Genomic DNA, 25,020 nt, shown 5'->3' with positions numbered 1-25,020 from the left:
AGTTGGATGGCTCGTCGCTGGGTGCTTTCCAGGCCACGATAGCCATCGGGCAGGTGCTGGCCTTCGAAAACCTCTCGGGCAATTTCTTCCTCTCGTTTCCCACCGTGCCTACTACGATCGACGAAATCCCTACCGGCTTTGAGGGCTTCCAATTCGACCGACTGGCACTCAAGCTGCTTCTGTATAATGAGATCGACTTACCGGTGGTACTGGATCTCGAGCTGCTAGGCATTAATGATCGCTTGGGTAGTGCGAGAGTGCCCATTAACGCGCCGATCAACTACCCTGGTGCTTCCCCCGTGAATGGAGACACGGCGCGAACCATCATCATTTTAGGGAAGAATTATCAGCGTACCTACTGGCTCCCTGAAGGGTCCACTGATACAACCGATGCCTGGTCAAGCAGCGTAGTTGCCAATCCGGCCGAGTCCATCGTTGATGTGCTTAATCTGGCCCCCGATACCATTAAAGTGGGGGGCTCAGTAATCATCCAGGGTGAGGGCACCGTGGCTGGAGGGAAGTCTGTATGGGGCGAGTTCGAGCTGATCGCGCCGTTTGCCTTTATCTTACCCCAAGAAATATCCTTCATACCGGTGGATGCCCTTCCGCTGGAACCGATGGACGAGGACACCCGGACCCAGATTAGAGAGGCACTGCTCGCAGCCAGCCTCACCTCCAGAGTGGATAACAATTTTCCCATCGGGGGCAAAATATCCATGCTGGCCTCTGACAGCACACTGTTTACCCTGGCCCTGGACCGGCTGGATGATATCGCCGCCGGCATTCCAGATACCGTTGTGCGGGAGGGTGAGACCGTCATTTATGATAACATTGACAGCGTGCTGGCCCTTGATGGTATCACAGGTATTTCCCACATTGTATTTTATCCGGAGGAGATCCCTGGTGGCCAGGCTATCGATCCCCGGACAACCCGGGCCAGCCGGGTCGATTTTTACACCAGTCCCACTGACACGGCACCGGCTTTCTGGATCGGGCGGCTGTTCGAGATGGCGATACCACATCCCCATGGGGTAGATGCACTGGGGCATGTCATCACGCCCGCAGATACTACCCAGGTGATCGATCTGGATGCCGAACGGGTGACGTGGATTGCCTCGGAACGTACCATCTACCTTAAGCCCTTCATTACCTTCCTGAGCACGACCGGCCCTCGGACAATGCAATCCACTAATTCGATTCGAATGGCGGTATTCATAACCTTCAATCTGGACAGTGATATCTTTGAACCGGAGGAGGAGCCCGTTCCATCCGACATTACCGTTACCGCCCTGCCCAACGTTATGATAGACTTGGGGGACACGGTCCGGGTTGCGCTGGATACGGTGTTCAGTCATCCCACGAAGGAAGTCAAAGACCTGTATCTAACTGCCACCAGCAGCTATAAGGGCATTGCTACGGCTACCATCCGGACGATCAGGATGGAGGGTGAAATCCTGAAAGTGCTGCTAGTGATCGGCGTTGGTCTCGGAACGGCCGAGATTGTCATCACTGCTGATGATTATCTCGATGACGACATTAAGCCGGTGCAAGCTTCTTTTCTGGTAACTGTAATGGAACCTTTGGGTGAGGTATTGTTAGCGAAGCCTGTCATACCCAAAGTTATGGAGTCCGGTAGCTTGCGATGAGGCGAGGCTTAAAAGAGTGGTGGCAAAAAGGTATTTTTGTGCTTATCGCCTGCTTTGGATGGGTGTGGGCCCAGGGGCCGACGCCTGATCCGCGGACTTTAGGCCTGGCGGGTGCCACTACCAGCCTGACGGAGGGCATTCACGCTGTGGGTTATAATCCGGCCAGGCTGGCCTTCTCCGCAAAAGACTTCAGCATGAATCTGGGCGGACTCACGTATAGCCTGCAGAACAACCTGCTTTCCATTGTGAACTACAATCTGATCAATGGCGCTGATTTCGAGAACACTTTGCACAGTGACTATGTGAACAAGCAGGAATTTCTCGATGATCTGCCTGATGACGGTTTGCGGATTAAGACGGGTCTGTACCTGCCTACGCCCGGACTCAACTGGGCCCGGGGTATCATGGCCTTTTCAAGCGAGATTGCCGTATTCGGCGACCTGGGCCTGCCTAAAGCGCTTTTCGAGCTGCTGATGAAGGGGAATATTGTAGGTGACTCGCTCGACCTGACTCTGGATGAGGAGCTCCAGGGGACGGCTGAGTGGGGTTTCAGTTTCGCCGTACCAACCGGTGGGATGGCCTTCGGATTCACCTTTAAGTACCTCCAAGGCCTATTCCATATTGATGTAGATCAGGATTCCAGTGGCGGCTACTTCCTGACGGATACCACCGGTTTTACGGGCGAGGGGCGCTACCTGATCAGGCAGGCTGTGGGGGGCAGCGGGTTTGGCCTTGATATCGGCTTTGCCACGGCGGAGGTGAATGGCTATCGCCTTGGTATTTCCCTCATTAATGCTTTGGGCAGCATACGATGGCATGGACCTTCCCTCACCAAAGACCTCTTCGGTGGAGCCCTGCAAAGCCTCATGCCATGGCGGGAGAATGAGTATTTTCTTTATACCTACCGGGTCAACCAGGTAACGGCCGAGGAATTGCTCCAGGATACACCGCTGGACAGCCTCTTCCATAATGAGAGCTATCCGGTAGTGGAGACGGAATCGGGGCTGGTGCAGTCTGATACGCTTACCGATGAGGATTTGGATGATATTATTCTCAAACCCTTTGTCACCAATTACCCGGCCCTGTTCCGGATGGGCGTTTCCAAGCGTATTGAGAACTTTGGTATTGTGTCGCTGGATCTGGTCACCGGCTTTCAGGACCGTCTGTGGGCTTCCCGGGGTTGGCAGCTGGCTGTGGGCGTGGAGATCCTGAGCGAGCCCAGCTTCCCGATCCGCATGGGAGTGCGCTACGCCGGGCCGGATAATCAACAGCTAGGGCTCGGATTCGGTATTCATAAAGGGATCCTCCAGTTCGACGCAGCATTGGCCTTTCATAACGGCCTTTGGTTCCACACCACCAAAGGGATCAGCCTGGCCATTGGTCTCACCCTGGTTCGCTGAGGGGCGCACACCGCCCGGCCATCAGATGAGATCAGCTTCGTAGCCGCCACAACAGGAAAAATCCCACCGTCAGGAACAGGATATTGGGCAACCATACGGAAGGCAGCGGGTCAAGTATGCCCTTGAAACCCAGGGACTGGCCCAACTTGATGGCTACGTAGTACCCGAAGATCACGAAGACACTCATGCCGGCGCCAAACGCCAGACTAGCCCGCGGACGGCCCACACTGAGCGGTAGACCGAACAGGATCATGATGAAACTGGTCATGGAGAAGGCCACCTTGAAGTGCATATTCACTTCCCAGCGGGTGGGATCGATCCCGTTGCGAATGAGCTGGGCCACGAAGTCCTGCAGCTCGCTGAAGCGCATTTCCTCCGGTATCACCGACATTTTCATCATGTCCACGGGTCTGATGGCCATAGATAGTAGGGTATCCTGGCCCTGGTGGGTTATCATAACGGTGTCGGTGGTAGTGTCAAAAGCCCGGATACGATAGTCAGTGCCGCGCCACTGCTGGGCTTCCTCATCCCACGTCAGCAGGCGGAAGTCCATGCGCTCCACCAGGCGGCCCTGGGCATACCTTTGGATATATACTCCGTGTGCCTGCTGGTTGCGGTAATCGAACCGGTCAATGGCAATATGCTCGGTGGGTGATTGTTGAAGGAAAATATTTTGCTTTTTGACTTTGTGTTTCCTGTGATACTCCTGGGCGAGATATTCGCTTTGAACATCGGCCTTGCGGCGCATTCCCTCCGAGACCAGCAGGTCATCGAAGAAAAATGATCCGGTACTGATGAGCAGGCCAACTACCAGGAGCGAAGCACCTATGCGGCGGATGCTGAAGCCTGAAGCCTTCATAGCGGTGATCTCGTTGCGTTTGTTCAGCAGGCCCATGGAAAAGAAAGTGGCCAGGAGGGTGGCCATAGGCAGGGCGAGGCTGACGAACCAAGGGATGGTGTAGAGGTAGTAGGTAACGACGGCTTGACGCGGCATTTTGGCGTCGATGAATTTGTCCAGGTTTTCGACTACATCTACCACGAGAAAGACGGTTATGAAGGCAACCATCGCGCCCAACAGGATGCTCAGGAAGCGCGAGATGATGTACCTGTCCAGCAGTTTGAACATAGGTTTAAAGATACGCATAATCGGGGCATATCAGCACCTACCAATTGTCTGCTCCTTTTAAATTTTCAAGGGGCTTTGATGAGCTACAGTTAGGCATAGGGCTTGGCATTGATACTGCCATCTGATAAATTGGCACCCATTATGAAACTGGGCCGGCTCTTTTTTAGTTTGGCCTTAGGGACGGGGTTTCTCTTTGGTCGCGGGAACCTGGTTACCGTCCAGGCTCCCCACTTTGTCCTGCAAAATGTACCCTTCACCATAACTATTGCCGGCCTGACCCTCGACCAGTATCCGAAGGGATTGCCACCTGAGGCTGTCCGTGTCCGCTTGGAGGGTACGCTTTTAACTCAGGGCGCGGTGGAATGGGATGGTGAGCAGGTCCGCATCCACGGCGTGGTGGTGCCGGTCCTGGGCGTATCGCGGCTGGAAGTTATTACCCCTTCCGGTGTTACGGAGGCCAATGTCACCGCCTTGCCCGGATTGGTTAGTATCCTACCGCCCCTTATGGCCATTGCCCTCGCCCTTATCACCAAGCAGGTGCTATTATCGCTATTCTGTGGTATTTGGCTAGGGGCCGTCTTCACGCTGGGCGGCTACAACCCTGCTACTGCTTTCCTGCGTACGGTGGACACCTACTTTTTGCGGGCCCTCACTGACCCGGATCACATGAGTATCGTTCTGTTCACCATGACCCTGGGAGGGATGGTAGGCATCGTGTCCCGCAGTGGGGGCACCCACGGAATTGTCCAGGCGCTGGGCCGCCGCGCCCGAAGCCGACGCAGAGGGCAGCTAGCCACCTGGCTGATGGGGATGCTCATCTTTTTCGACGATTATTCCAACACCCTTCTCGTGGGCAATACCATGCGTCCTTTTACGGACAAGCTGAAAATCAGTCGGGAGAAGTTGTCCTATCTGGTTGATTCCACTGCCGCTCCCATTACCAGCATTGCCTTAGCTTCCACCTGGATCGGCTTTGAGCTCGGGCTTCTGGACAGCAGTTTCACTGATCTGGGCATTACGGATAACGCTTATGTGATGTTTTTGGCCGCCATCCCCTACAACTTCTATTCGATCATGGCTCTCCTGGTAGTATTGGTGATTGCTCTTTCAGGCCGCGATTTTGGGTCTATGCTGCGTGCTGAGAGCCGCAGCGTGAGAGAGGGCAAAGTCCTGCGGGACGATGCTAAACCACTCCTTGACCAGGAGTTGGCTAACCTTATGCCGCCTGAGGGTGTCAGGAGCCACTGGTACAATGCCATCCTGCCCATCATCACGATGGTGGCAGTGCTGGGTGTCGGCCTATATGTGGATGGCAAGGCTGCTCTGGGGGAGGGTGTCCATACCCTACGGGACATTATTGGTGCCGCCAACTCGTTTGTAGTACTCATCTGGGCCTCCTTCGGTGGGACGCTGATGGCTGGGTTGCTGGCAGTGGGAGGCCGGATTCTATCCATCGGCAAAACGGTGGATGCCTTCATTGTCGGTTTCCGGGCCATGATCGTGGGTATCATCATTCTCACCCTCGCCCGCTCGCTACAACTGGTCACCAGCGATCTGCATACGGCCGATTACATCTTCCACCTCACTGAGGATATCCTTAATCCCCGTTTGCTGCCGGGGATTACCTTTGTCATTGCGGCCCTGATCAGCTTCTCGACAGGTACCTCTTTCGGAACCATGGCGATACTGATTCCCTTGGTCATTCCTTTGGCCTACATTATACCAGCTGGCGCCGGGTTGGCGGAAGCTTCCCAGCAGGCCATCTTTTTGGGTAGCATCGGCGCGATTCTCTCCGGTGCTATCTTCGGCGACCATTGTTCACCCATTTCCGATACGACGGTCATGTCGTCCATCGCCTCCGGCGCCGACCATGTCGACCACGTGCGTACCCAGCTCCCCTATGGTCTGTTGGTGGCCTGTGTAACCCTGGCCCTGGGATACATCCCGGCAGGATTCGGAATGAATCCTTATGTCAGTAACCTGCTCTCGCTGGGGGTGTTGACGCTGGTGATCTGGTGGTTCGGACGGGACCCCGAGAAGGAGCTAGCGATCCGGGGTTAAGGTCTTGCTGCCCGGAGGAAAGACTTGCACCTGTTCAACCCGCTGGGGGGTGGATTTCTTGATAACGACCTGACCAAAAGGGAGATAAATGCGTTCGCCTTTGTGGGGGATGCGATCCAGGGCAGCGGTCAGATACCCACCGATGGTTTCATATTCCCCTTCCGGAATGTTCAGTTGAAACCGGTAGTTCAGGTCCTCCACCTTTGTTTTCCCATCGGTCAGTATAGAGCCATCGGGCAATAGCATGGTCTCAGTAATCTGGGTGTCGAATTCATCCTCGAATTCTCCGAAGAGTTCTTCGAAGAGGTCTTCCGGGGTGACCAGACCGGCGGTGCCACCGTACTCATCTAGAACGATTGCGATTGATCGGTGGGTACGCTGAAGGTCTTTGAGAACATCGATGGTAGTATTGGAGTCGGGTATCATTGTCACCGGGCGAACAATAGAGACCAGATCCGTGGGGGACTTGAATAGGTCGTACAGATACACCACACCAATGACGTTGTCCAGATTATCCCGGTAAACGGGCAGCTTGGAGTATCCCGACTCGATGAAGGTGTGTACCACTTTGTTCAGGGTGTCGGTCTCAGCGACGGCGCAAATCTCGGTTCGCGGTGTCATAGCTTTTGAGACGGGGGTTTCACCTAAGTCAAAGACCTGGGTGATAAGTTCTTTCTCGCTCTCCTGCAATACCCGGGCATCTTTCTGACCGGCGAACAGCAATTTCAGGTCTTCGCGTTCAAGGGTAGTTTCCCGCCTTATGTCTGTCTCGGACTGGTCGCGTGATCTGAGGGAACCACTGAATCGGCGCAGGGGGATGATTACTGGTGTAAACAGGAATTGTAGCAGGTGGTGAAAGGGTGCTACGATCCGGAGAAAATGGTTGGGTCGTTCACCGAACAGGGTCTTGGGTAACACTTCGCCGAAGAGAAGGATCGTCGCGGTGATCATTATTAGAGCCAAACCGGGATTCCAGCCGTGCCTTACCAGATAGGTGGTGGCAAAGCTGGTTGCGACGACATTAGACAGGGTAGTGCCTACCAGCACACTGACCAGGAAGCTGTCCGGATTACCCAGGAGCCGGAAGGCCAGAGCAGCACCGCGCCGGGCCTGCTTGGACCAGACCTCCATCTGGAGGTGGTTAGCGGTGATGAATGCCAGCTCCGACCCGGAGAAAAAGGCCGAGAGCGCCAGACCCACGAGAGCGAGGCTCAGCTCAAGCATGATCTGATGAGTCCAGGAAGCTGATTTGTGGGACCAGTCAGCCTCCCGATGCGGTACGTATCGGAAGCGGTGGAACGGGGCTTGTAGAGGGACCTTCAGGTAGGGGCGGATGGCGACATATTCTTAAGGACTTGCGTATTGCTTATTTAAATTTATGATTCATTTGAGCTATAATGATATTATAGCTTGCTTAGAGCTAAAAAGCAAGAAGAGCCTTAATATTCCATGGAAGTCCCCAAGCGCCGCGGTCATTTGATCACCGAGCATCGCAATCCCCGGTCGGAGGAGTTGGATCGAATGTCGGTGATGGAGATTCTGAAGTTGATCAACGATGAGGATACTATCGTACCGGGGGCGGTGCATAAGGTGCTGCCGCGCATCGCTGAGTTTGTGGAGCATGCGGTGGAGAGTTTCCGTTCCGGTGGGCATTTGATCTACGTGGGAGCCGGAACCAGTGGCCGGCTGGGTGTTCTGGATGCCTCGGAGTGTCCACCGACTTTTTCCGTTCCGCTGGGGCTGGTCAGGGGGATTATTGCTGGTGGTTTACCCGCACTAACTCGGTCTGTGGAAGGGGCGGAGGATTACCCGGAAACGGGCGCAGCTGCCCTGAAAGAGGTGGATCTCTCAGCGAAAGACTGTGTACTGGGAATCGCAACCGGTGCCACGACTCCCTTTGTGCATGGGGCCCTGGCCTATGCCCGGGAAGTTGGAGCCTATACGGGATTTTTGGTGTGTACCAGTGAGGATGTCATCCGTGGGCAAGCCGATGTCATTATTCCCGTAGTGGTGGGTCCGGAGGTGGTCACGGGCTCGACCCGCATGAAAGCCGGTACCGCTACCAAGCTGGTGCTGAATATGATCACCACTACCGCGATGGTGCAGATCAACAAGACCTACGGCAATCTGATGGTGGACTTGAAGGCGCTCAACGCCAAGTTGTGGGACCGCGGTACCCGTATCATCTCGGAGATCACCCAGCGCTCATACGAGGACGCCCTAGAGCTCCTGAAGAGGGCCGATGGTGAGGTGAAGACGGCCCTGGTTGTGGGGCTGCGGGGATTATCAGTGGAGGAATCCCGGAAGCGGCTTCGCGAAGAGGATGGTTCCATTCGCCGGGTTCTGGAGAGGCAGGACTGAGAAATGACGGGGCGAGGCCAGCCGCTGACGGTTCTGGGACTGATGTCAGGCACGTCCATGGATGGAGTGGATGCCTGTCTGGCCCGGATCAGCCTTTCTGTCAGCACGCTCGAGTTCCAGATTCTAGACAACGTGACCATCCCGTTTGAAGCGGAGGAGCGGAAGGCCATTGCGCAGAGCCTGACCGGTACGGCGGATGAGGTGGCCGCCTTGCACTTTCGCTTAGGGGCGGCGTATGCCAGAGTCGCCGGGAATTTTCTGAAGGGACGTGCCGTCGACTTGGTGGGTTGCCACGGGCAGACGGTAGCCCACCGGGACGGCAACTATACCTTGCAGGTAGGCACCGCAGCGCATCTGCGTTCGATTCTAGATGTGCCGGTAGTGTCCAATTTTCGTGAGGCTGATGTGGCTGCCGGAGGGAATGGAGCCCCCCTGATGCCTTTTCTGGATTGGCTGCTTTGCCGTTCCCGGCCCGCTGATACGGTTATCCTGAACGTAGGGGGTGTGGCGAACATTTCGGCTGTTGCCCGCGGTGCGGAGCAGATGGAGGTGATTGGCTTTGATACCGGGCCGGGAATGGGGCTGATCGACGAGGCGGCTGGATTGATGTTTGGCCATTTCTCCGATCTGGATGGGCGTTATAGTGCTGAAGGGGCCATCAGGGAGGAGATTTTAGCTGAGCTCATGGCGCATCCTTTCGTTCGCCGTCGCCCGCCCAAGTCGACGGGACGGGATGAGTTCGGCCAGGAGCTGGTGGAGCAGCTGGTGGGCAGGTTTTCCGTCCCCCCGGCTGATTTACTACGGAGCCTGGTGCGGTTCACCGCCAGATCTATCGTCGATAACATGCGCCGGTTTGTTAGCTTTTATGACGCGGTTGACACCTTGATTGTCAGTGGTGGAGGAGTCCATCATCCGCTGCTCATGGCTGATCTGGAGGCGGAGCTGCCCGCCTGGAAAGTCGTCACCTCGCAGGTAGTGGGCATCGATCCGGATTTTAAGGAGGCGTTCCTGATGGCGGTTCTGGCAGTGGCCCACGTCCAGGGGATGGCAAGTAACATGCCGGGTGTTACCGGTGCTCGGGAGCTGGTGGTGCTTGGTCAAATCACATCAAGATAGGGGTGCGTTTTGCAGGATTATATCTTTCGTAAGTACGATATTCGCGGTGTGGTGGAGCGGGATTTCCCGCAACCCGTAGTGGAAGACCTCGGCCGGGCGTTCGGCACCTTTGTCCGTCGGGAAGGCGGGACCTCCGTCGCTCTCAGCGGCGACGTGCGGCTTACCACGCCGGTTCTTATGGATTGGTTCGCCCGAGGGCTCCTGGAAACCGGGGTTGAAGTGGTAGACATTGGTATTATTCCAACCCCCGCCAACTATTTCAGCATGTACTATCTAGGGGTGGACGGGGCGGTGCAAATCACCGGCAGCCACAACCCGCCAGAGTTCAACGGCTTTAAGTTGTCCTATGGAAAAGGGGCCGTGTACGGCGATCAAATCCAGGGACTGCGGATGCTCATTGAACGGTCAGACTTTGAATCTGGCGAGGGCCGTAAGCGGGAGGAGGATATTCTTACTCCTTACAGGGACTTATTAATCGATAAGATCAAGCTGGACCGTTCTCTCAGGGTAGCTATGGACTGCGGCGATGCCACGGCATCCCTGGTGGCGCCTGAAGTCTTCAAGCAGCTGGGTGTAGAGCTCACCGAGCTGTACTGCACAGTTGATGGCCGATTTCCCCATCACCACCCGGACCCTACTGAGGTAAAGAACCTACAGGATTTGATTGCTGAGGTGCAGAAGGGGGGTTACGATTTTGGTGTGGCCTATGATGGTGACGCCGACCGGCTGGGCGTAGTGGACGAGCAGGGTCATATTATCTGGGCTGATACTCTGATGGCCTTGTTCCTGGAAGAGGTAGCCCGCCCCGGGGGCGCCATTGTCTTCGACGTGAAGTGCTCTCAGGCTCTGGAGGAGGAGATTGCCCGCCGCGGTGCCGTGCCGGTGATGTGGAAGACGGGGCACAGCCTGATCAAAGAGAAGATGCGGGAGTTACAGGTAACCTTTGCCGGCGAAATGAGTGGCCATCTCTTCTTTGCGGATGAGTATTTTGGCTATGATGACGCCATTTACGCTTCCCTGCGCCTGGCCCGACTGGTGTCCCGTCATAAGAGGCCTTTGTCGGCTCTGACCGCCGAGGTCCCCGCCTATCACAGCACACCGGAGATGCGTCTCGAATGTCCCACGGACGATGAGAAATTCAAGATAGCCCGGAAGGCTGCGGCATATTTCAAGGCTCACTACGACTGCATTGACATCGATGGCGTACGGATCAGGTTTGGTGATGGCTGGGGGCTGGTGCGTGCCTCTAACACCCAGCCGGTTATTGTGTGCCGTTTTGAGGCCCGGACACCGCAGCGGTTGGCGGAGATCAAGTCCCTGGTCCTGACCAAACTGCAGGCGCTGGGGAAGATCGAGCTGCTGGAATGACCTTATCTTCTGCCAACCTGGATGCTCTTCGTCGGCAGATTAATGGTCGGTTGGGGGAGATCTATCCCCAGGGGCCGCGGCTTTTAGCTGAACCGGTGCAATATGTCCTGGCCGGTAAGGGTAAGCGATTGCGGCCCCTACTCACCCTGCTCACCAGTCGGGCCTGCGGCGGTAGGGAGGAGGATGCTCTCCATGCCGCCGTGGCGGTAGAGATTCTCCATAACTTTACCCTGGTGCATGATGATATCATGGACCAGGACCATACCCGCCACGGCCAGGCGACAGTGCACGCGAAGTGGGATGATGGCGTTGGTGTCCTGACTGGTGATGCCCTGTTCATCATTGCCCTGGCGGAGCTGCGGCACTCTCCTGACAATATAGAAGCCCTGACCACTGCCTTTGCCAGGGGGGCTCTGGCGGTCTGTGAGGGGCAGGCCCTGGACAAGGAATTTGAGACCCGGTCAAAGGTAACGCTGGAAGAGTACCTGCAGATGGTCGACCTGAAGACCGGTTACATGCTGGGCCTGGCTGCCGAGTTAGGGGCTATCTGTGCTTCCGCCCGTGAAGAGCAGATCGACGGATTGAGACGTTATGGATGCCTGCTCGGACGGGCATTCCAGGTGCAGGACGATCTCTTGGAGATTTTTTCCGATGCTGGCACGATGGGGAAAAGCCTGGGCAGCGACATTTTGGCTGAGAAGAAGACCTACCTTATGATTGCAGCCCTTAATAGTGTTCCCGACCAGGTGCATCAGGCGGTGGAAATGGCCAGGGGTGACCTGAGAAGGGGACTGGCCGCTATACGCCGGATCATGGAGGCTCAGGGTATCCGTCATCAAGCTGAAGAGACAATACGCCGGAGCATTAAGCAGGCCAAGGAGCAGCTTGAGATCCTGGATGGTGGCCGCGGGATCCTGCAAGCCTTTGCTGATATGATCCTGCGGCGAGATCGCTAGTCGACTGGATTAACGGCGGTGATTTTCAGGCTTATGAAGCCGTGAAGTAAACTACTTAAAACTTCAATTAACTGGGAAGGGGTTTATTCAATGTCAACTCATCATCCTTATCTGGTTCCCGTTCAGGCGGTTGGCTTAGTATCCCTCGGCCTTCTACTAACGGTCGGGTGTGCGGACAAAAGCGAGGTGGCTCCACCGGTTGCCAAAGTGGTCCCCGAAGCGGACACTCTGTTTGGTGATATCCGGATGGATAATTATCATTGGCTGCGCTTTAGAGATGATCCTGCTGTGATCGAATACCTGGAGGCGGAGAATACATATACCGAGCGGGTAATGAAGCCGACGAAGAGGTTACAGGAAAAGCTCTATAAAGAGCTGGTGGGGAGGATTAAGGAAACGGACTTATCCGTCCCGGAGAGAAAGGGCGACTTCTATTACTATACTCGTACTGAAGAGGGGCAACAGTATCCCATCTACTGCCGCAAGAAGGGCAGCATCGACGCCCCTGAGGAGATCCTTCTGGACCAGAACGAGCTGGCTGAGGACAGGGAACAGCTGGCACTGGGTGTTTATAGAGTCAGCCCTGACCATCAGCTGCTGGCTTATTCGATTGATACCACCGGCGTGGAGAGCTTCTCCCTGTGTGTGAAGGATCTGAACACCGGTGAATTGCACGCGGATAGAATCGAGAACACCTATTACTCCGTGGAGTGGGCCAATGACAACCGGACGATCTTCTACAGCACCCTGGATGAAGCGAAACGTCCCTATAAGGTATTCAGACATATGCTGGGTTCCGATCCGCAGGAGGATGAATTGGTCTACCATGAAAAGGATGAGGCCTTTCACCTTTACTTTTCGAAATCACGCAGCGAGGGCTTCTTCCTGATCACCCTGGCGAGCATGGTCACCTCGGAAGTCCGCTACCTGCGAGCGGACGAACCGATGGGGGCGTTCAAAGTCATTCACCCACGGCAGCATGAAGTGGAGTATTACGCCGAACACCTGGGTGACGCTTTTTATATCCTGACCAATGAAGGGGCAAAAAATTTCAAGGTTGTCAAAGCTGCCGTGAAAAGTCCTGCCAAGGAAAACTGGCAGGAAGTACTGCCCCACCGCAAAGCGGTGAAAGTGGATGGCCTGGACGCATTTAAGAATCATCTGGTCGTTTACGAACGCGAGGGTGGGCTTAAGCAAATCCGGGTCATCAGTATTGCGGATCAGGAATCCCATTATGTGGAATTCCCCGAACCAGTCTACACTTTCTGGGCTGACAGGAATCCCGAGTTCGATACCAACGTTCTTCGTTTCAACTACACCTCTCTCGTCACCCCCAGATCGGTTTTTGACTACGACATGGATTCCAGGACCCGGGAATTGCTCAAGCAGTACGAGGTTCTCGGCGGCTATGATCCGGCTGATTACCAGTCGGAGCGAATCAGCGCCACTGCCTCCGATGGCACCATGATCCCCATCTCACTGGTGTACAGGAAAGGGATGGTTAAGGACGGCACCAATGCGCTATTTCTTTACGGTTATGGGGCTTATGGATCCAGCCGGGAGCCTACCTTCTCATCAAACCGGCTGAGCCTGCTGGATCGAGGCTTTATTTATGCCATTGCCCACAATAGGGGCGGGGACGAAATGGGTCGCTAGTGGTATGTAGAGGAGAAACAGCTCCATAATAAAAATACCTTCACCGACTTTATTGCCTGTGCCGAGCAGCTGATTGCCGATGGCTATACCTCCAGTGATCGACTGGTAATCTACGGCGGCAGTGCCGGTGGGCTGCTTATGGGAGCCGTAAACAATATGAGACCTGACCTCTTCAAGGTCGTTATCGCTAAAGTGCCGTTCGTCGATGTCCTCAATACCATGCTGGATGCCAGCATACCACTGACGGTTATCGAATATGAGGAATGGGGCAATCCGAACGAGGGGGAGTACTATGACTATATCAAGACCTATTCACCCTACGACAACGTGGAGGCCAAGGCGTATCCCAATATACTTATTACGGCTGGTCTGAATGATCCCCGGGTGCAGTACTGGGAGCCGGCGAAATGGACCGCCAAATTGAGAGCCCTCAAAACGGATGACAACCGTCTGCTGCTTAAGACGGAGATGGGTAAGGGCCACTTCGGCGCTTCCGGCCGGTATGATTACCTGAAAGAGGTGGCCTTTGATTATGCCTTTATTTTGGATGTATTAGGAATAAGGAGATAAGTGCAGCGATGAAGGACCGGATCAAGGAGCTGGACAAGGCGGACATGTGGTCGGCCATCAAGGGCTGTCCGCAGCAGATTAACCACATCCTGGATACGTATGCTGATTGGGTGCCGGGTCAGGCGGTGGAGCTGCCGCAGCAGGTTCTGTTTCTGGGTATGGGAGGTTCGGCTATAGGTGGAGATATAGTGCGCATCTGGGTAGAGCGGTTTGCGGCAGTCCCTATGATGGTAATCCGGAATTACGATGTGCCCCATTGGACCGGCCCTGGCACACTGGTTCTGGCTTCTTCCTATTCCGGTGACACGGAGGAAACCCTGGCTGCCACCGGACAAGCGGCGGAACGGGGCGGCCGGGTGGTGGCTATAGCCAGCGGCGGTCAATTAGCCCGCTTGGCCCACAATGCGGGATGGGATTTTGTCCAGATTCCAGCTGGGCTCCAGCCGCGGGCAGCAATTGGGTATTCCCTGGCAGCGGTTGTTCGCGTACTGGTGGCTTTTCAAGTGCTGGGGGCATCGGTTCTGGATGAGCTGGCCGCTGCTGCGGAGCTCATGAGGGCTGAAGGTGAATGTTGGAGTGATCCGGAGCAGCCTGAAAACAAGCCGCTGGGAGTAGCCCGGCTCATTGGGAACCGGTTGCCGGTCATTTACGGAGCGGCTGGTACTACCGAAGGCCTGGCTATCCGACTGAGAAGCCAGCTGGCCGAAAACAGCAAGCTTTTTGCCAGCCACCATGTGCTGCCCGAACAGAATCACAACGAAATCGTTGGATTGACTGATCGCATCAGGGACCATGGAGATACATTTGTCATCTGGTTGACGGACAAGGATGACCATCCCAGGGTTCAGCTGCGCCAGGACCTGAGCAGGCGGCTGATGGGTACCAAAGAACAGCCACAGGCCTCCCAGCCCATGGAATGGATCTTAGCTGGAAGGGGAGAGAGCCTTATTCAGCGGAACCTCTCGCTACTCCACCAGATTGACTGGCTGTCTTATTGGGTAGCGCTGCTCCGCGGTTACGATCCTTCGGTTATTGAGGTTCTGACAGAGCTCAAAAATGAGATGAAGGGGAGTAGAACCTGACGAGGGTTTTCTTGACAAGGTTTTGACGAAGGGGTATATTGTCTTCTGATATGATCCAAGTTCAGGTAGAGAAGATATCATTTTATCCTCCGAGTAAGGGGTATGCGATTCTGCTCAAGGAGTCGATTGGGGATCGCTTTCTCCCCGTGATCGTTGGCAGTTTCGAGGCTCAATCCATTGCGCTGGCGCTGGAAGATGTTCAGATGCCCCGTCCCATGACCCACGACCTGTTTTGCAGTATCCTGGAAGACCTCAACGTGGAGGTTAGTGAGGTTGTGATTTCCGAGCTCCAGGAAGGAACTTTCTATTCGAGAATTAGCCTGGTAAGTCAGATGGGAACCACCAATATCGACGCCCGTCCTAGTGATGCCATTGCCTTAGCCCTGCGGGTGGGTGCTCCCATCTACGCCTCCGAAGCCGTCATGGAAGAGGCCTCGATTCAGGAAGTGGTGGAACATCGCACCCCACCGGTACGGGCTGCATCTTCTGATGATGCTGGCTCTCGATCTGTGGAAGAGCACCTGAGGCGGCTCCAAGAACAATTGGATCGGGCTGTTCTGGAGGAGAATTATGAAAAAGCGGCGGAAATCCGCGATAAGATCAAGCAGATTCAGACTGAAACCAGTAAGCAGTGAGTAAGGTTTTAGTTTAGCTCCTGTAACAGAATTCCCAGCGCCAGCCCCGCCGCTTCCTGTTCAGCGGCTTTTTTATTATTGGCCTGCGCACTTTCAAACGTGCGGGTACCGATCCTCACCTGTACCACAAATTTCTTGTCGTGCTCCGGTCCCTTGGTCTTGAGGAGTTGGAAGCGGGGGTTATCCAGGCCACGCTGGTGACAGAGCTCAATAAGGTGACCCTTGTGATTCACGAATCCGGCGGTCTCCTTCTCCCGTTTTAGTAATTCCCGCTGGATAAACCGTTCTGCCACGGTCATGCCGCCGTCCAGATAGATGGCGCCAATCAAAGCTTCCATGGCATCACCTACCAGGTTGCGCCGTACTTTGGCATCGCTTAAATGCACGCCGCTATCGACCTGCAGGAATCGGTGTACGCTCAGTTTCTCACCGATGTCCGCCAGGAATCGCTTGCTGACAAGTGCGGAGCGTCTCAAGGTGAGCTCGCCTTCGGATCCGGCCTGATAAGTGGCATACAGATGGGCGGAAACCACGTGGCTCAGTACCGCATCACCCAGAAACTCCAGTCGCTCGAAATTCCGGTGTGAACTGTCAGCAACGCTGCGGTGCGTGAGAGCCTGCTCCAGAAGGTGGGGATTTTTGAAATGGTGACCTAATTGCTGCTCGAGATCTCCGGTTTTACCTATCGGAGACTTTTGGATATTCTCGAGCAGGTGGCGGAATAATCTCACAGTGCTAAATAGTGAAGCGCTTGAAGAGGAGGACGGCGTTATGGCCTCCGAAGCCGAAAGTATTACTCATGCCGTACTCAAAGGAGTGTTTGGTGGGGCTATTAGGGGAATAGTCTAGATCACACTCGGGATCAGGGGTGCGGTAGTGAATTGTTGGGGGGACCTCCTGTCGCTGGAGGGCGAGGAGGGTAGCGATGGCTTCCACGCCCCCTGCGGCTCCCAGCATGTGCCCGGTCATGGATTTGGTGGAGCTGACAATCAGGCTGTTTTTGGCGTATTCACCGAAGACGTTTTTGATAGCTATAGTTTCATTCTTATCGTTGTAGGGCGTGGAAGTGCCGTGGGCATTGATATAACCTACTTTGCCGGGTTGGATTTGGGCATCCATGATAGCCAGGTTCATAGCGCGAGCGGCACCTTCGCCCCCTTTGGCGGGGGCAGTGATGTGATAAGCGTCGGCAGTAGCACCATAGCCGACCAATTCCCCGAAGATCGGCGCTCTCCGCCGTTCGGCATGGCGCAGCTCCTCTAAAATGATAACCCCGGCTCCTTCACTCATCAGGAAGCCATCCCGATGGGCATCGAAGGGGCGGCAGGCGGCTTCGGGATCCGCGGTGGTTGACAGGGCTTTCATACTGGTGAAACCGGCTAATGAGAGTGGCGTTATCGAAGACTCGCACCCACCGGCTACCATGATGTCAGCGTCGCCGTACTTTAGTAGACGGAAGGCATCGCCAATAGCATTGGAAGCCGTGGCACAGGCGGACATCACACAGTAGTTCGGCCCCTTCAATCCATAGCGGATCGAGATCTGACCAGCGGCGATATCCGCGATCAACATAGTAATAAAAAAGGGACTGATCTTTCGGGGACCACCCTCCATTAGAATTCGATGGGAGTGCTCCAGAACTTGGATCCCGCCGATGCCGGATCCGACAATGGCCCCTACCCGGTTCAGATCGGCGTGTCCCAAGAATCCAGACTGTGAGATGGCCTGTTCCGTCGCTACCATGGCATAGATGGTAAAAAGATCCATCTTGCGCAGCAATTGGGGTTCCAGATATGCTGCGGCGTCGAAGTTTTTTACTTCGCCGGCCAAGTGTACCGGGTAGCTATCGGTATTAAAACGGGTGATAGGAGCGATCCCGTTCCGGCCGGAGAACAAGCCGGCTTCAAATTCGGCTACTGTATTGCCGATGGGAGTGACGGCTCCCATCCCGGTGATGACGATTCGCCGCATTGGGTCTGAGTCTGTTCCCGGCTACTGGGAGTGGCTATCGATATATTCGACAACGGCGCCGACGGTGGTGAGTTTTTCGGCCTCTTCATCAGGGATTTCGAGATTGAACTCATCTTCCAACTGCATGATGAGTTCCACGGTATCCAGGGAGTCGGCGCCCAGATCATCGATGAATTTGGCGTTGGGGGTGATTTTAGCCGGCTCCACTCCCAGTTTGTCGGCGATAACCTCGGAAATCTTCTCCAAAGTATTTGACATTGTATTGCCTCCGTTAGATTACCATCCCACCATCAACGAGCAAGGTTTGTCCGGTGATGTATCCGGCCTCATCACTGGCCAGAAAGACCACAGCCGGAGCTACATCTTCGGGCTTGCCTAACCGACCGAGGGGGATGTACTCGGTCAAATTTTTCTTGATGTCCTTAGAGAGATTGGCGGTTATATCGGTGGTGATGTAACCCGGTGCGATGGCGTTGACGGTGATTCCGCGGGAGGCCAGTTCCTTAGCCGTTGACTTGGTCAGGCCGATCAATCCCGCCTTGGAAGCGGCGTAGTTAGCCTGGCCAGCGTTACCGGTGATGCCCACCACCGATGTTATGTTGATGATTCGGCCGAACCGCTGTTTGATCATGGGCCGCACGGCGGCTTTGATGCAGTTGAAAGCCCCGGTGAGGTTTGTGGCTATCGGAACCTGCCAATCGTCACCACTCATACGCAAGATGAGGCTGTCTTTGGTCACACCGGCATTGTTTACCAGGATGTGGAGCAAACCATATTGGTCGACAATCTCTTTGAAAACCTTAGCGACTGTTTCCGCGTCCCGGATATCACAGGGGTGGATACTGGCCTGGCCTCCATGGGTGGTGATTTCCCGGCGCACTTCCTGAAGGGCGTCTACTGAGCGGCTGAGGAGCGCTACAGCCGCGCCAGCCTCTGCAAGGGCCAGACTGATGGCCCGACCAATGCCGCGGGAGGCGCCGGTTACAACAGCTACCTTATCCTGCAGTTGGAACATGGATCTGCGAAATATCTTCGGCTGAGTTTAAGCTTAATGTTAATGATTCAGGTACGATTCTGCGATTTAATCCTTGCAAGATTTTTCCAGCCCCTACTTCATAAAATTCAATAAAACCGTCGGTCCACAGCTGACGGATCGTCGCTTCCCAGCGCACGGGGCTCTCCAGCTGGAGCAGCAGGTTCGTTTTGATCTCTTTGGCGGCCTGGACTGCTCTGGCGGAGACATTTTGATACACAGGCACTCGTGCATCGCGAACCTGCACCCGCGCCAAAACCGCTTCCAGGGCCGGCCGGGCCGGGGTCATGAGGGGGGAGTGGAATGCCCCCGAGACCTTGAGTTTGATGATCCGATGCAGGCCCATTGCCCGAGCCACTTCAACCGCCTTATCTATCGCTTTCCGGTTGCCGGAAAGGACCACCTGAGCGGGACTATTTAGATTAGCCGGTACGAGTACGCCAGCGGAACTAGCGCGCTCACAAATTTCCTGGACCTGTTCTTCGGTGGCACCCATGAGTGCCGCCATGGCCCCGGGGGCCTTCTCCCCAGCCCGAGACATCTCCTCCCCCCGTACCTTGACCACCTGCAGGGCATCGGCAAAGTCCATGGCTCCCGCTGACACTATAGCTGAATACTCTCCCAGGCTGTGACCGGCGGTAGCTTCCGGATATGTCCCCCATTTTTTCAGGAGCAAATCTACTGCCATGCTATGTACGAACAGGGCCGGTTGAGTGATCTGGGTCTCGCGCAGCTGCTCCTCGGGACCCTCAAAAGAGACCCGACGGAGGTCAAAGCCCAGGACAGTCACAGCTGTGTCGTATAGTTCCTGGACCTGGGGATAATTGTCGTATAGGTCGCGTCCCATACCTACTTGCTGGCTGCCCTGGCCCGGGAAAAGAAAAACCGCCACTGTCAGACGACCTCGCTCCAGCGCAGGTAGATTCCGCCCCAGGTGAAACCCGCGCCAAAGGCCGCGAGAATTACATTATCTCCAGGTTTGAGTCGACCCTCTGCGACAGCATCGACCATACCCAGGGGAATCGTAGCCGCGGTGGTGTTGGCGTAGCGGTCAATGTTGGAGAGGACCTGATCCTCGCTCAGTCCCAGTCGGTCAGCACTGGCGTCAACGATGCGTTTATTGGCCTGGTGGGGGATAAACAGCTGGATGTCTTTATTGGCAAGGCCGTTGCGTTCGGCTATCTCTACGGTGACGTCTGTCATCAATTTAACGGCGTACTTGTACACCGCCCGGCCATCCTGATAGAGAAAATGTTTTTTGCTAGCGACGGATTCTGCTGTCGGTGGGCAGAGACTGCCGCCGCCTTCCATATACAGGTACCCGGCACCCGAGCCATCGCATCGCAGGATTGTATCCAGAATGCCTTCGTCTCCGGCTTCACATGGCTCCAGGAGGACGGCACCTGCGCCGTCGCCAAACAGAACGCACGTAGCCCGGTCGGTATAGTCAACAATGGAGCTCATGGTGTCGGCACCAATAACCAGCACCTTAGTGTAGTGTCCTGATTCGATCATTCGGGCTCCGGCATCCAGCGCGAATAGAAAGCCGGAGCAGGCCGCTGAGAGGTCAAAGCCCCAGGCCCGACTGGCACCCAGGTTGTTCTGTACCAGACAGGCGGTGGCAGGGAAAAACATGTCCGGAGTGACCGTCGCGACAATGATGCAGTCAATTTCCTTGGGATCAAGCTGCCGGTTGTGAAGGATTTCCTGGGCGGCTCTGGTGGCCATGTGAGAGGTGGCCTCGCCCTCACCCACGAGGTGCCGTTCTGCGATGCCGGTTCGGCTACGAATCCACTCGTCGGTGGTATCCACCATCTTTTCGAGGTCGTAATTGGTCAGAATTCGCTCGGGCAGGTAGCTGCCGAGGGCGGTGATTTTTGCGGTTCTATGCGGAGGTAATGACATGCCGCTCCTCACAAATGTCAGGGTAAGCAATTATGCCCTTTTGAATGCAGGCAATCAGGTTCTCGGTAACGCAAGGGTTGAATGTCCTGGTGGCGTTATTAATGGCCCGGGCACTGGTGGTGCCGTGGTAGACAACTACAGCCCCTGGAATAGGTGAGCCCCGGTGTTCTTCGTAATCCAATTCTTGGTCCCGGTCTCTAAAAGAGGGACGCTCCAGAGGCAGTGCTAGCTGGGAGCCGGGATGCTGCGCTAATTTATCCCTGGTCCTATCGGCCACCTGCAGAACCATACCGTCGACAAACTTCAGGAGAATATTGCCCCCAAAACCGACCAGGATGACCTTTGTCTCTTCGTTGGGGGTTCGGTGCAGATAATCACCGGCCCCTTTGACCATCTGTTCCGCGGCGTGATCCCTGCCCATGGCGTCAAGCGCGATGCGCATGGTATTCAGTAGGTGCTAGGACTGTTTGGTTGAAATCAGCGGTCGCCCCCGGTAGTAGCCACAGTTGGCGCATGCACGGTGTGGTAATTTTGGTTGCCCGCATTGAGGACAGGTTGCGACCTGAGGGGCGGTCAGTTTCCAGTGCGTGCGCCGCTTCGCGGAGCGGCTGTGCGATTGTTTACGCTTCGGATGAGCCATAATAACTCACTCATTTCTTCAACTTTTGTTTGATGGCCAGGAGTGGTGACCAACGTTCATCTATCTCTTCGGTCACGCACCCGCAAGGCTGTCGATTCAAATCGGCACCACAGGAAGGGCACAGCCCCCTGCAATCTTCCCGACATAACACCTTCTGGGGGATCTCGAGATAGACCGTTTGGGCGATCACCCCTGACAAATCCAACTCCTGCTGATGGAGTGGCCAAACCAGGATATCATCCTCGTCGGCATCCAGATCAGGACGTATCTCCGAAACCAACCGGACATCAAACTTGCCTTCAACTGAATAGGATGCCGGACCGAGACAGCGGTCACAAGTTAGGGTCAGATCAGATCGAACTACTCCGTTGAGTAAATAGTCTTCTCCTTCCTGATAAGCGACCAGCTCTACTTCAACAGGAGTCTCGGGGTTCCCCAGATTGTGGATATCAATGTCCAAAAGAGTTACTTGAAAAAGCTGGGGTCCTTCGAAACGATGAAGGTCGCCTCGGAAAATTTTCATAAATGGTTAAATTAAAATTGAATCAATTGGAGAACAATACGCATTCAGTGCTTTTTACATTATCCTGATAATCCTGGCCCTTTCTTAGTAATCGCGCCCCAATCATTGAGCGCCGATGCCCCTACCCGATTCAGCCGGGCCTGCGGGCAAATAATACCCGGAGCGCCCCTTCCCGGATTGAGCTCTAAAGCTCAGCGGTTCCTTGATCCTCCTCGTTTTGTGAAGGGGCTTCTTCACCGGCCTCAACACCGCTCTCGACTTTCTCTTCTGCTTCCGCCTCCAGGTCCTCTTCATCCTTCCGTTCCAGAAGGTTCTCATCGTCCGTTTTCAGCTTAAAAATAAGGAAGGAAAGGCTCTGTCCGACGCTGATGACGGACAGACCATAAGCGAACACCGAGCCGTAAATGAGCAGAAGAATAACGGCTAGAATGCTGCCAATAAAGGCCTGCCACCCGCTTACGTCTGCCAGATTGATTCCGGCCGCTAACGGCGAGAGCCAGGCACCTTGTCCTGGGATGTAATAGAAGATATTGCAGTAGCCTGAAAAGACGATTTTCTCGGCCCAGGCAATGATGGGCCCCAGTTTGGCTGCCATCAGCCAGGAGGCACCGAAAATCCAATTAATAAAGTGATACCCGGCGGTAATGACGCAACCATAGAGAAACGTGCTCACTGCGGCCAGGGCGGCCACAAGGGTGGAATAGATCACCACCCGCCAGGCCTGGTTCCAGGCAATGGCATAGGCCTGAAAGGTACTGCCTATGGCATCCTCCTCCCAGAGGGCCAGAACGGCGGGCAGATACCAGATCAGTACCGCCAGTACTACTACGGTGTAGAGGACGAAAATGGCTCCTGCGAAATACAGCGGATAGAACCCTACAAAAACCAGCTCTCCGAAGAAGGGGATTTTTCCAATAAGGGCCATAATTACCGCAATAGCCATAAAGAATAATATTATCAGGACAACGGCCACGGGTGAGAAGATCACGGTGCGCCAGTGCCGCTTGGTGAAGGCGACGCCGTTGCTGATAGTGTAAAACGGATCTCCCTTGAGCTCTTTATAAGTGATGCGGGCGACTACTGTGGCAGCCAGCAAGGTTGCCAGCAGCCAGAACAGGACCCCTACCGCATAGACAACCCAGGCGGTGATGCTGGAAAGCTGGCTGCTATTTATTATGAAGAAGGGATAAAGGCCGAACCGATCCCAGGTGGCGGCGAGTGACTGGCCATCGATCCAGAAAGCGAGGTAGGTGAGGATAGCGTAGACTGGATAGCCCACTATCAGGCCCATCAGATGGGTCCAGATTTTTTTCCCTTTCAATGCCCTCCGCGGGGCCCCCAGCAAATCGATAAAATTAAAGTGCAGCTTTTCAGGCTCAAACACGGCCAGGCCTCTCCTCGTTTAAGGTGATTGGTAGCTAAAAGCTAGGCGTTACTGTTGCTGGTCTATATCTTCTTTGCGTACGTTGTCTACCCAGGCACCGGGGTAGACAGCGTTGATCTCTTGTTGCATTGCTCGCGCTGCTTGAATCGAGGTAAAGTCGCCGATGCGAACGCGCCACCAGACTTCGTTCCGATCCTCGAGCCACACCCGCTGGATATAAGCGTCGTAGCCCCGGTCGGTCACCTGCTGCATGACTTTCTGCGCTTGTTTGGCGGTTTTCCAGCTGCTCACCTGCACGGTGAAATGGCCCTTGATAATGTCGCTGCGATATTTTTTCTCCGGGGGCTTAGCCCGCGTCACGCTTTTGGGTGGAGCGGGTTCTGGTTTTGGGGTCGGTGCCGCAGTGGTGGTAACGCGCTCGGGCCGGGCGGCTGCGGTCTCCGGTGCAGTGGGCGGGCGTGCGGTAGGCTCGGCCGCCGGAGGGGCTTCAGCCCTGGGTGCCTCCCGGGGGATCACAGACGTGTCTTCCATAGCCGTGAAGTAGAACTTGTGATCTGAAACATCTTCCCCGTACGAAACCACCGTTACGGCAAAGGCATAATCCCCCACAACATCGGGAGTGAAGGTGAAGATATTAGAATAGGATGAGAAGTCCGGGACCAGTAGACTTTCATCAGGTAGGTCGAGTATGCTCCAGCGGTAGCTGACATCGAAGGCATCCTCCGGGGGCTCAACGATTATCGTCTCCGGCTCACCGACGAAGATCGGCTTGTATTCTTTCTTGCCCCACGGCAAGTATTGGCAGCCAAACCAGCTAAGGAGCGCCAATAGGGCTAGGACCTTGAAGCGGCACATCACGATATCTCCCCTTTGATGTTAGAGGTTACTCAGAATATCCCCAGCGGCGAAAAAAAATGCAACCTCTTTCTCAGCATTTTCATCCGAGTCCGAGCCGTGAATGGCATTTTCTCCCACACTGGTGGCGAAATCTTTGCGAATAGTACCGGTTGTGGCCTGGACCGGGTCGGTGGCACCGATAAGCGTCCGGAATTCTTCCACGGCATTCTCCTTCGCCAGCACAATAACCATACACGGGGCCGAAGACATGAACGTGGTGAGTTCTTTAAAGAATGGCTGGCTGCGATGGATCTCATAGAAGCTTTCCGCCTGCGGTTTGGTCATTTTGATGATCCGGGCGGCACGTATTTGGAATCCCGCCTGCAGGATGCGATCAATGATTTTCCCCAGCTGCCGGGCAGCCATGGCATCTGGTTTGATGATGGCGAGCGTCCTGTTTACCAACTCTATCCTCGCGTCGAAGGTGTGCCGAGATGTTAGGCTATAGCCTGTTTGACCGTTGCTCCAATTGTGGCCGGACTATCGCAGACCTGGATTCCGGCCGCCTGCAGGGCCTCCATCTTGCTCTGGGCGGTGCCCTGCCCCCCGGAGATAATGGCCCCGGCGTGGCCCATGCGTCGGCCCGGGGGAGCTGTCCGCCCGGCAACGAAAGCCACTACCGGCTTGGCAAAACCGGTCTCCTCGATCCAGGCCGCGGCCTCTTCCTCGGCAGTGCCACCGATCTCACCA

General features: G+C 55.2%; 24 protein-coding genes and 1 pseudogene. 10 read left to right on the top strand and 15 right to left on the bottom strand.

The window, feature by feature from the left end:
- Both ACETWG_02820 and ACETWG_02815 read left to right on the top strand, forming a co-directional pair.
- Positions 1 to 1,646: hypothetical protein (locus ACETWG_02820; GenBank protein ID MFB0515521.1), on the top strand; the 1,646-nt coding region annotated here is incomplete at its 5' end.
- On the top strand, positions 1,643 to 3,046 hold the full coding sequence (locus tag ACETWG_02815) for a DUF5723 family protein (protein MFB0515520.1): 1,404 nt from the start codon (positions 1,643 to 1,645) through the stop codon (positions 3,044 to 3,046). The genes ACETWG_02820 and ACETWG_02815, both read left to right, overlap by 4 nt.
- A 31-nt stretch (positions 3,047 to 3,077) precedes the next feature.
- On the opposite strand, the gene ACETWG_02810 is transcribed toward ACETWG_02815, so the two are convergent.
- On the bottom strand, positions 3,078 to 4,190 hold the full coding sequence (locus tag ACETWG_02810; protein ID MFB0515519.1) for an LptF/LptG family permease: 1,113 nt from the start codon (positions 4,188 to 4,190) through the stop codon (positions 3,078 to 3,080).
- 123 nt (positions 4,191 to 4,313) lie between these two features.
- On the opposite strand from ACETWG_02810, the gene ACETWG_02805 reads away from it, so the two are divergent.
- Complete coding sequence (locus tag ACETWG_02805) at positions 4,314 to 6,233, top strand: Na+/H+ antiporter NhaC family protein (GenBank protein ID MFB0515518.1); 1,920 nt, start codon at positions 4,314 to 4,316, stop codon at positions 6,231 to 6,233.
- Here ACETWG_02805 and ACETWG_02800 read toward each other — a convergent pair.
- Positions 6,216 to 7,457 (bottom strand): hemolysin family protein, encoded by a 1,242-nt coding sequence (locus ACETWG_02800; protein MFB0515517.1) that lies wholly within the window; start codon positions 7,455 to 7,457, stop codon positions 6,216 to 6,218. The genes ACETWG_02805 and ACETWG_02800 overlap by 18 nt on opposite strands.
- 225 nt (positions 7,458 to 7,682) lie before the next feature.
- Between ACETWG_02800 and murQ the strand changes: the two genes are divergently transcribed.
- From murQ to ACETWG_02765, 7 genes and pseudogenes are all read left to right on the top strand, one after another.
- Entirely contained in the window at positions 7,683 to 8,594 is a 912-nt protein-coding gene (murQ, locus tag ACETWG_02795) for an N-acetylmuramic acid 6-phosphate etherase (protein MFB0515516.1), read from the top strand.
- Positions 8,595 to 8,597: 3 nt separating this feature from the next.
- Positions 8,598 to 9,710 (top strand): anhydro-N-acetylmuramic acid kinase, encoded by a 1,113-nt coding sequence (locus ACETWG_02790; GenBank protein MFB0515515.1) that lies wholly within the window; start codon positions 8,598 to 8,600, stop codon positions 9,708 to 9,710.
- Positions 9,711 to 9,719: 9 nt separating this feature from the next.
- Entirely contained in the window at positions 9,720 to 11,078 is a 1,359-nt protein-coding gene (locus ACETWG_02785) for a phosphomannomutase/phosphoglucomutase (GenBank protein ID MFB0515514.1), read from the top strand.
- Positions 11,075 to 12,034: a polyprenyl synthetase family protein gene (locus ACETWG_02780; GenBank protein ID MFB0515513.1), complete on the top strand. Its 960-nt coding sequence runs from the start codon at positions 11,075 to 11,077 to the stop codon at positions 12,032 to 12,034. Before ACETWG_02785 ends, ACETWG_02780 begins: the two co-directional genes overlap by 4 nt.
- A 90-nt stretch (positions 12,035 to 12,124) precedes the next feature.
- A pseudogene (locus ACETWG_02775) lies at positions 12,125 to 14,260 on the top strand (S9 family peptidase).
- Between the two features lie 8 nt (positions 14,261 to 14,268).
- A complete protein-coding gene (locus tag ACETWG_02770) occupies positions 14,269 to 15,342 on the top strand; it encodes a bifunctional phosphoglucose/phosphomannose isomerase (protein MFB0515512.1) in 1,074 nt (357 codons plus the stop codon).
- A gap of 50 nt (positions 15,343 to 15,392) precedes the next feature.
- A complete protein-coding gene (locus tag ACETWG_02765) occupies positions 15,393 to 15,977 on the top strand; it encodes a bifunctional nuclease domain-containing protein (GenBank protein ID MFB0515511.1) in 585 nt (194 codons plus the stop codon).
- Positions 15,978 to 15,985: 8 nt separating this feature from the next.
- Here ACETWG_02765 and rnc read toward each other — a convergent pair whose 3' ends face one another.
- From rnc to ACETWG_02700, 13 genes are all read right to left on the bottom strand, one after another.
- The gene (gene rnc / locus ACETWG_02760; protein ID MFB0515510.1) at positions 15,986 to 16,708 is read right to left on the bottom strand and encodes a ribonuclease III; all 723 of its coding nucleotides are present in this window, start codon (positions 16,706 to 16,708) and stop codon (positions 15,986 to 15,988) included.
- 4 nt (positions 16,709 to 16,712) lie between these two features.
- Positions 16,713 to 17,948 carry a beta-ketoacyl-ACP synthase II gene (gene fabF / locus ACETWG_02755; protein MFB0515509.1) on the bottom strand — a complete coding sequence of 412 codons (1,236 nt, stop codon included), beginning with the start codon at positions 17,946 to 17,948 and terminating at the stop codon, positions 16,713 to 16,715.
- Between the two features lie 21 nt (positions 17,949 to 17,969).
- Positions 17,970 to 18,206 carry an acyl carrier protein gene (gene acpP, locus ACETWG_02750; GenBank protein ID MFB0515508.1) on the bottom strand — a complete coding sequence of 79 codons (237 nt, stop codon included), beginning with the start codon at positions 18,204 to 18,206 and terminating at the stop codon, positions 17,970 to 17,972.
- A 13-nt stretch (positions 18,207 to 18,219) separates the two neighbouring features.
- A complete protein-coding gene (gene fabG / locus ACETWG_02745; GenBank protein ID MFB0515507.1) occupies positions 18,220 to 18,963 on the bottom strand; it encodes a 3-oxoacyl-[acyl-carrier-protein] reductase in 744 nt (247 codons plus the stop codon).
- A complete protein-coding gene (gene fabD / locus ACETWG_02740; GenBank protein ID MFB0515506.1) occupies positions 18,944 to 19,873 on the bottom strand; it encodes an ACP S-malonyltransferase in 930 nt (309 codons plus the stop codon). Before fabD ends, fabG begins: the two co-directional genes overlap by 20 nt.
- 2 nt (positions 19,874 to 19,875) lie before the next feature.
- Positions 19,876 to 20,886, bottom strand: coding sequence for a beta-ketoacyl-ACP synthase III (locus ACETWG_02735; GenBank protein MFB0515505.1), 1,011 nt, complete (start codon positions 20,884 to 20,886; stop codon positions 19,876 to 19,878).
- Positions 20,867 to 21,328 carry a hypothetical protein gene (locus ACETWG_02730; GenBank protein MFB0515504.1) on the bottom strand — a complete coding sequence of 154 codons (462 nt, stop codon included), beginning with the start codon at positions 21,326 to 21,328 and terminating at the stop codon, positions 20,867 to 20,869. Before ACETWG_02730 ends, ACETWG_02735 begins: the two co-directional genes overlap by 20 nt.
- Before the next feature lie 15 nt (positions 21,329 to 21,343).
- On the bottom strand, positions 21,344 to 21,526 hold the full coding sequence (gene rpmF, locus ACETWG_02725; protein ID MFB0515503.1) for a 50S ribosomal protein L32: 183 nt from the start codon (positions 21,524 to 21,526) through the stop codon (positions 21,344 to 21,346).
- Between the two features lie 10 nt (positions 21,527 to 21,536).
- Entirely contained in the window at positions 21,537 to 22,049 is a 513-nt protein-coding gene (locus ACETWG_02720) for a DUF177 domain-containing protein (GenBank protein MFB0515502.1), read from the bottom strand.
- 184 nt (positions 22,050 to 22,233) lie between these two features.
- A complete protein-coding gene (locus tag ACETWG_02715; protein ID MFB0515501.1) occupies positions 22,234 to 23,433 on the bottom strand; it encodes a hypothetical protein in 1,200 nt (399 codons plus the stop codon).
- 48 nt (positions 23,434 to 23,481) lie between these two features.
- On the bottom strand, positions 23,482 to 24,288 hold the full coding sequence (locus ACETWG_02710; protein ID MFB0515500.1) for an SPOR domain-containing protein: 807 nt from the start codon (positions 24,286 to 24,288) through the stop codon (positions 23,482 to 23,484).
- A gap of 21 nt (positions 24,289 to 24,309) precedes the next feature.
- A complete protein-coding gene (gene ndk, locus ACETWG_02705; GenBank protein ID MFB0515499.1) occupies positions 24,310 to 24,735 on the bottom strand; it encodes a nucleoside-diphosphate kinase in 426 nt (141 codons plus the stop codon).
- A 32-nt stretch (positions 24,736 to 24,767) separates the two neighbouring features.
- The coding region (locus ACETWG_02700) for a succinate--CoA ligase subunit alpha (GenBank protein ID MFB0515498.1) at positions 24,768 to 25,020 on the bottom strand (253 nt) is incomplete at its 5' end.

This window comes from Candidatus Neomarinimicrobiota bacterium, assembly GCA_041862535.1.
In the GTDB taxonomy this organism is placed as follows: domain Bacteria; phylum Fidelibacterota; class Marinisomatia; order SCGC-AAA003-L08; family TS1B11.
This window is presented reverse-complemented; position numbering and strand designations above follow the sequence as displayed.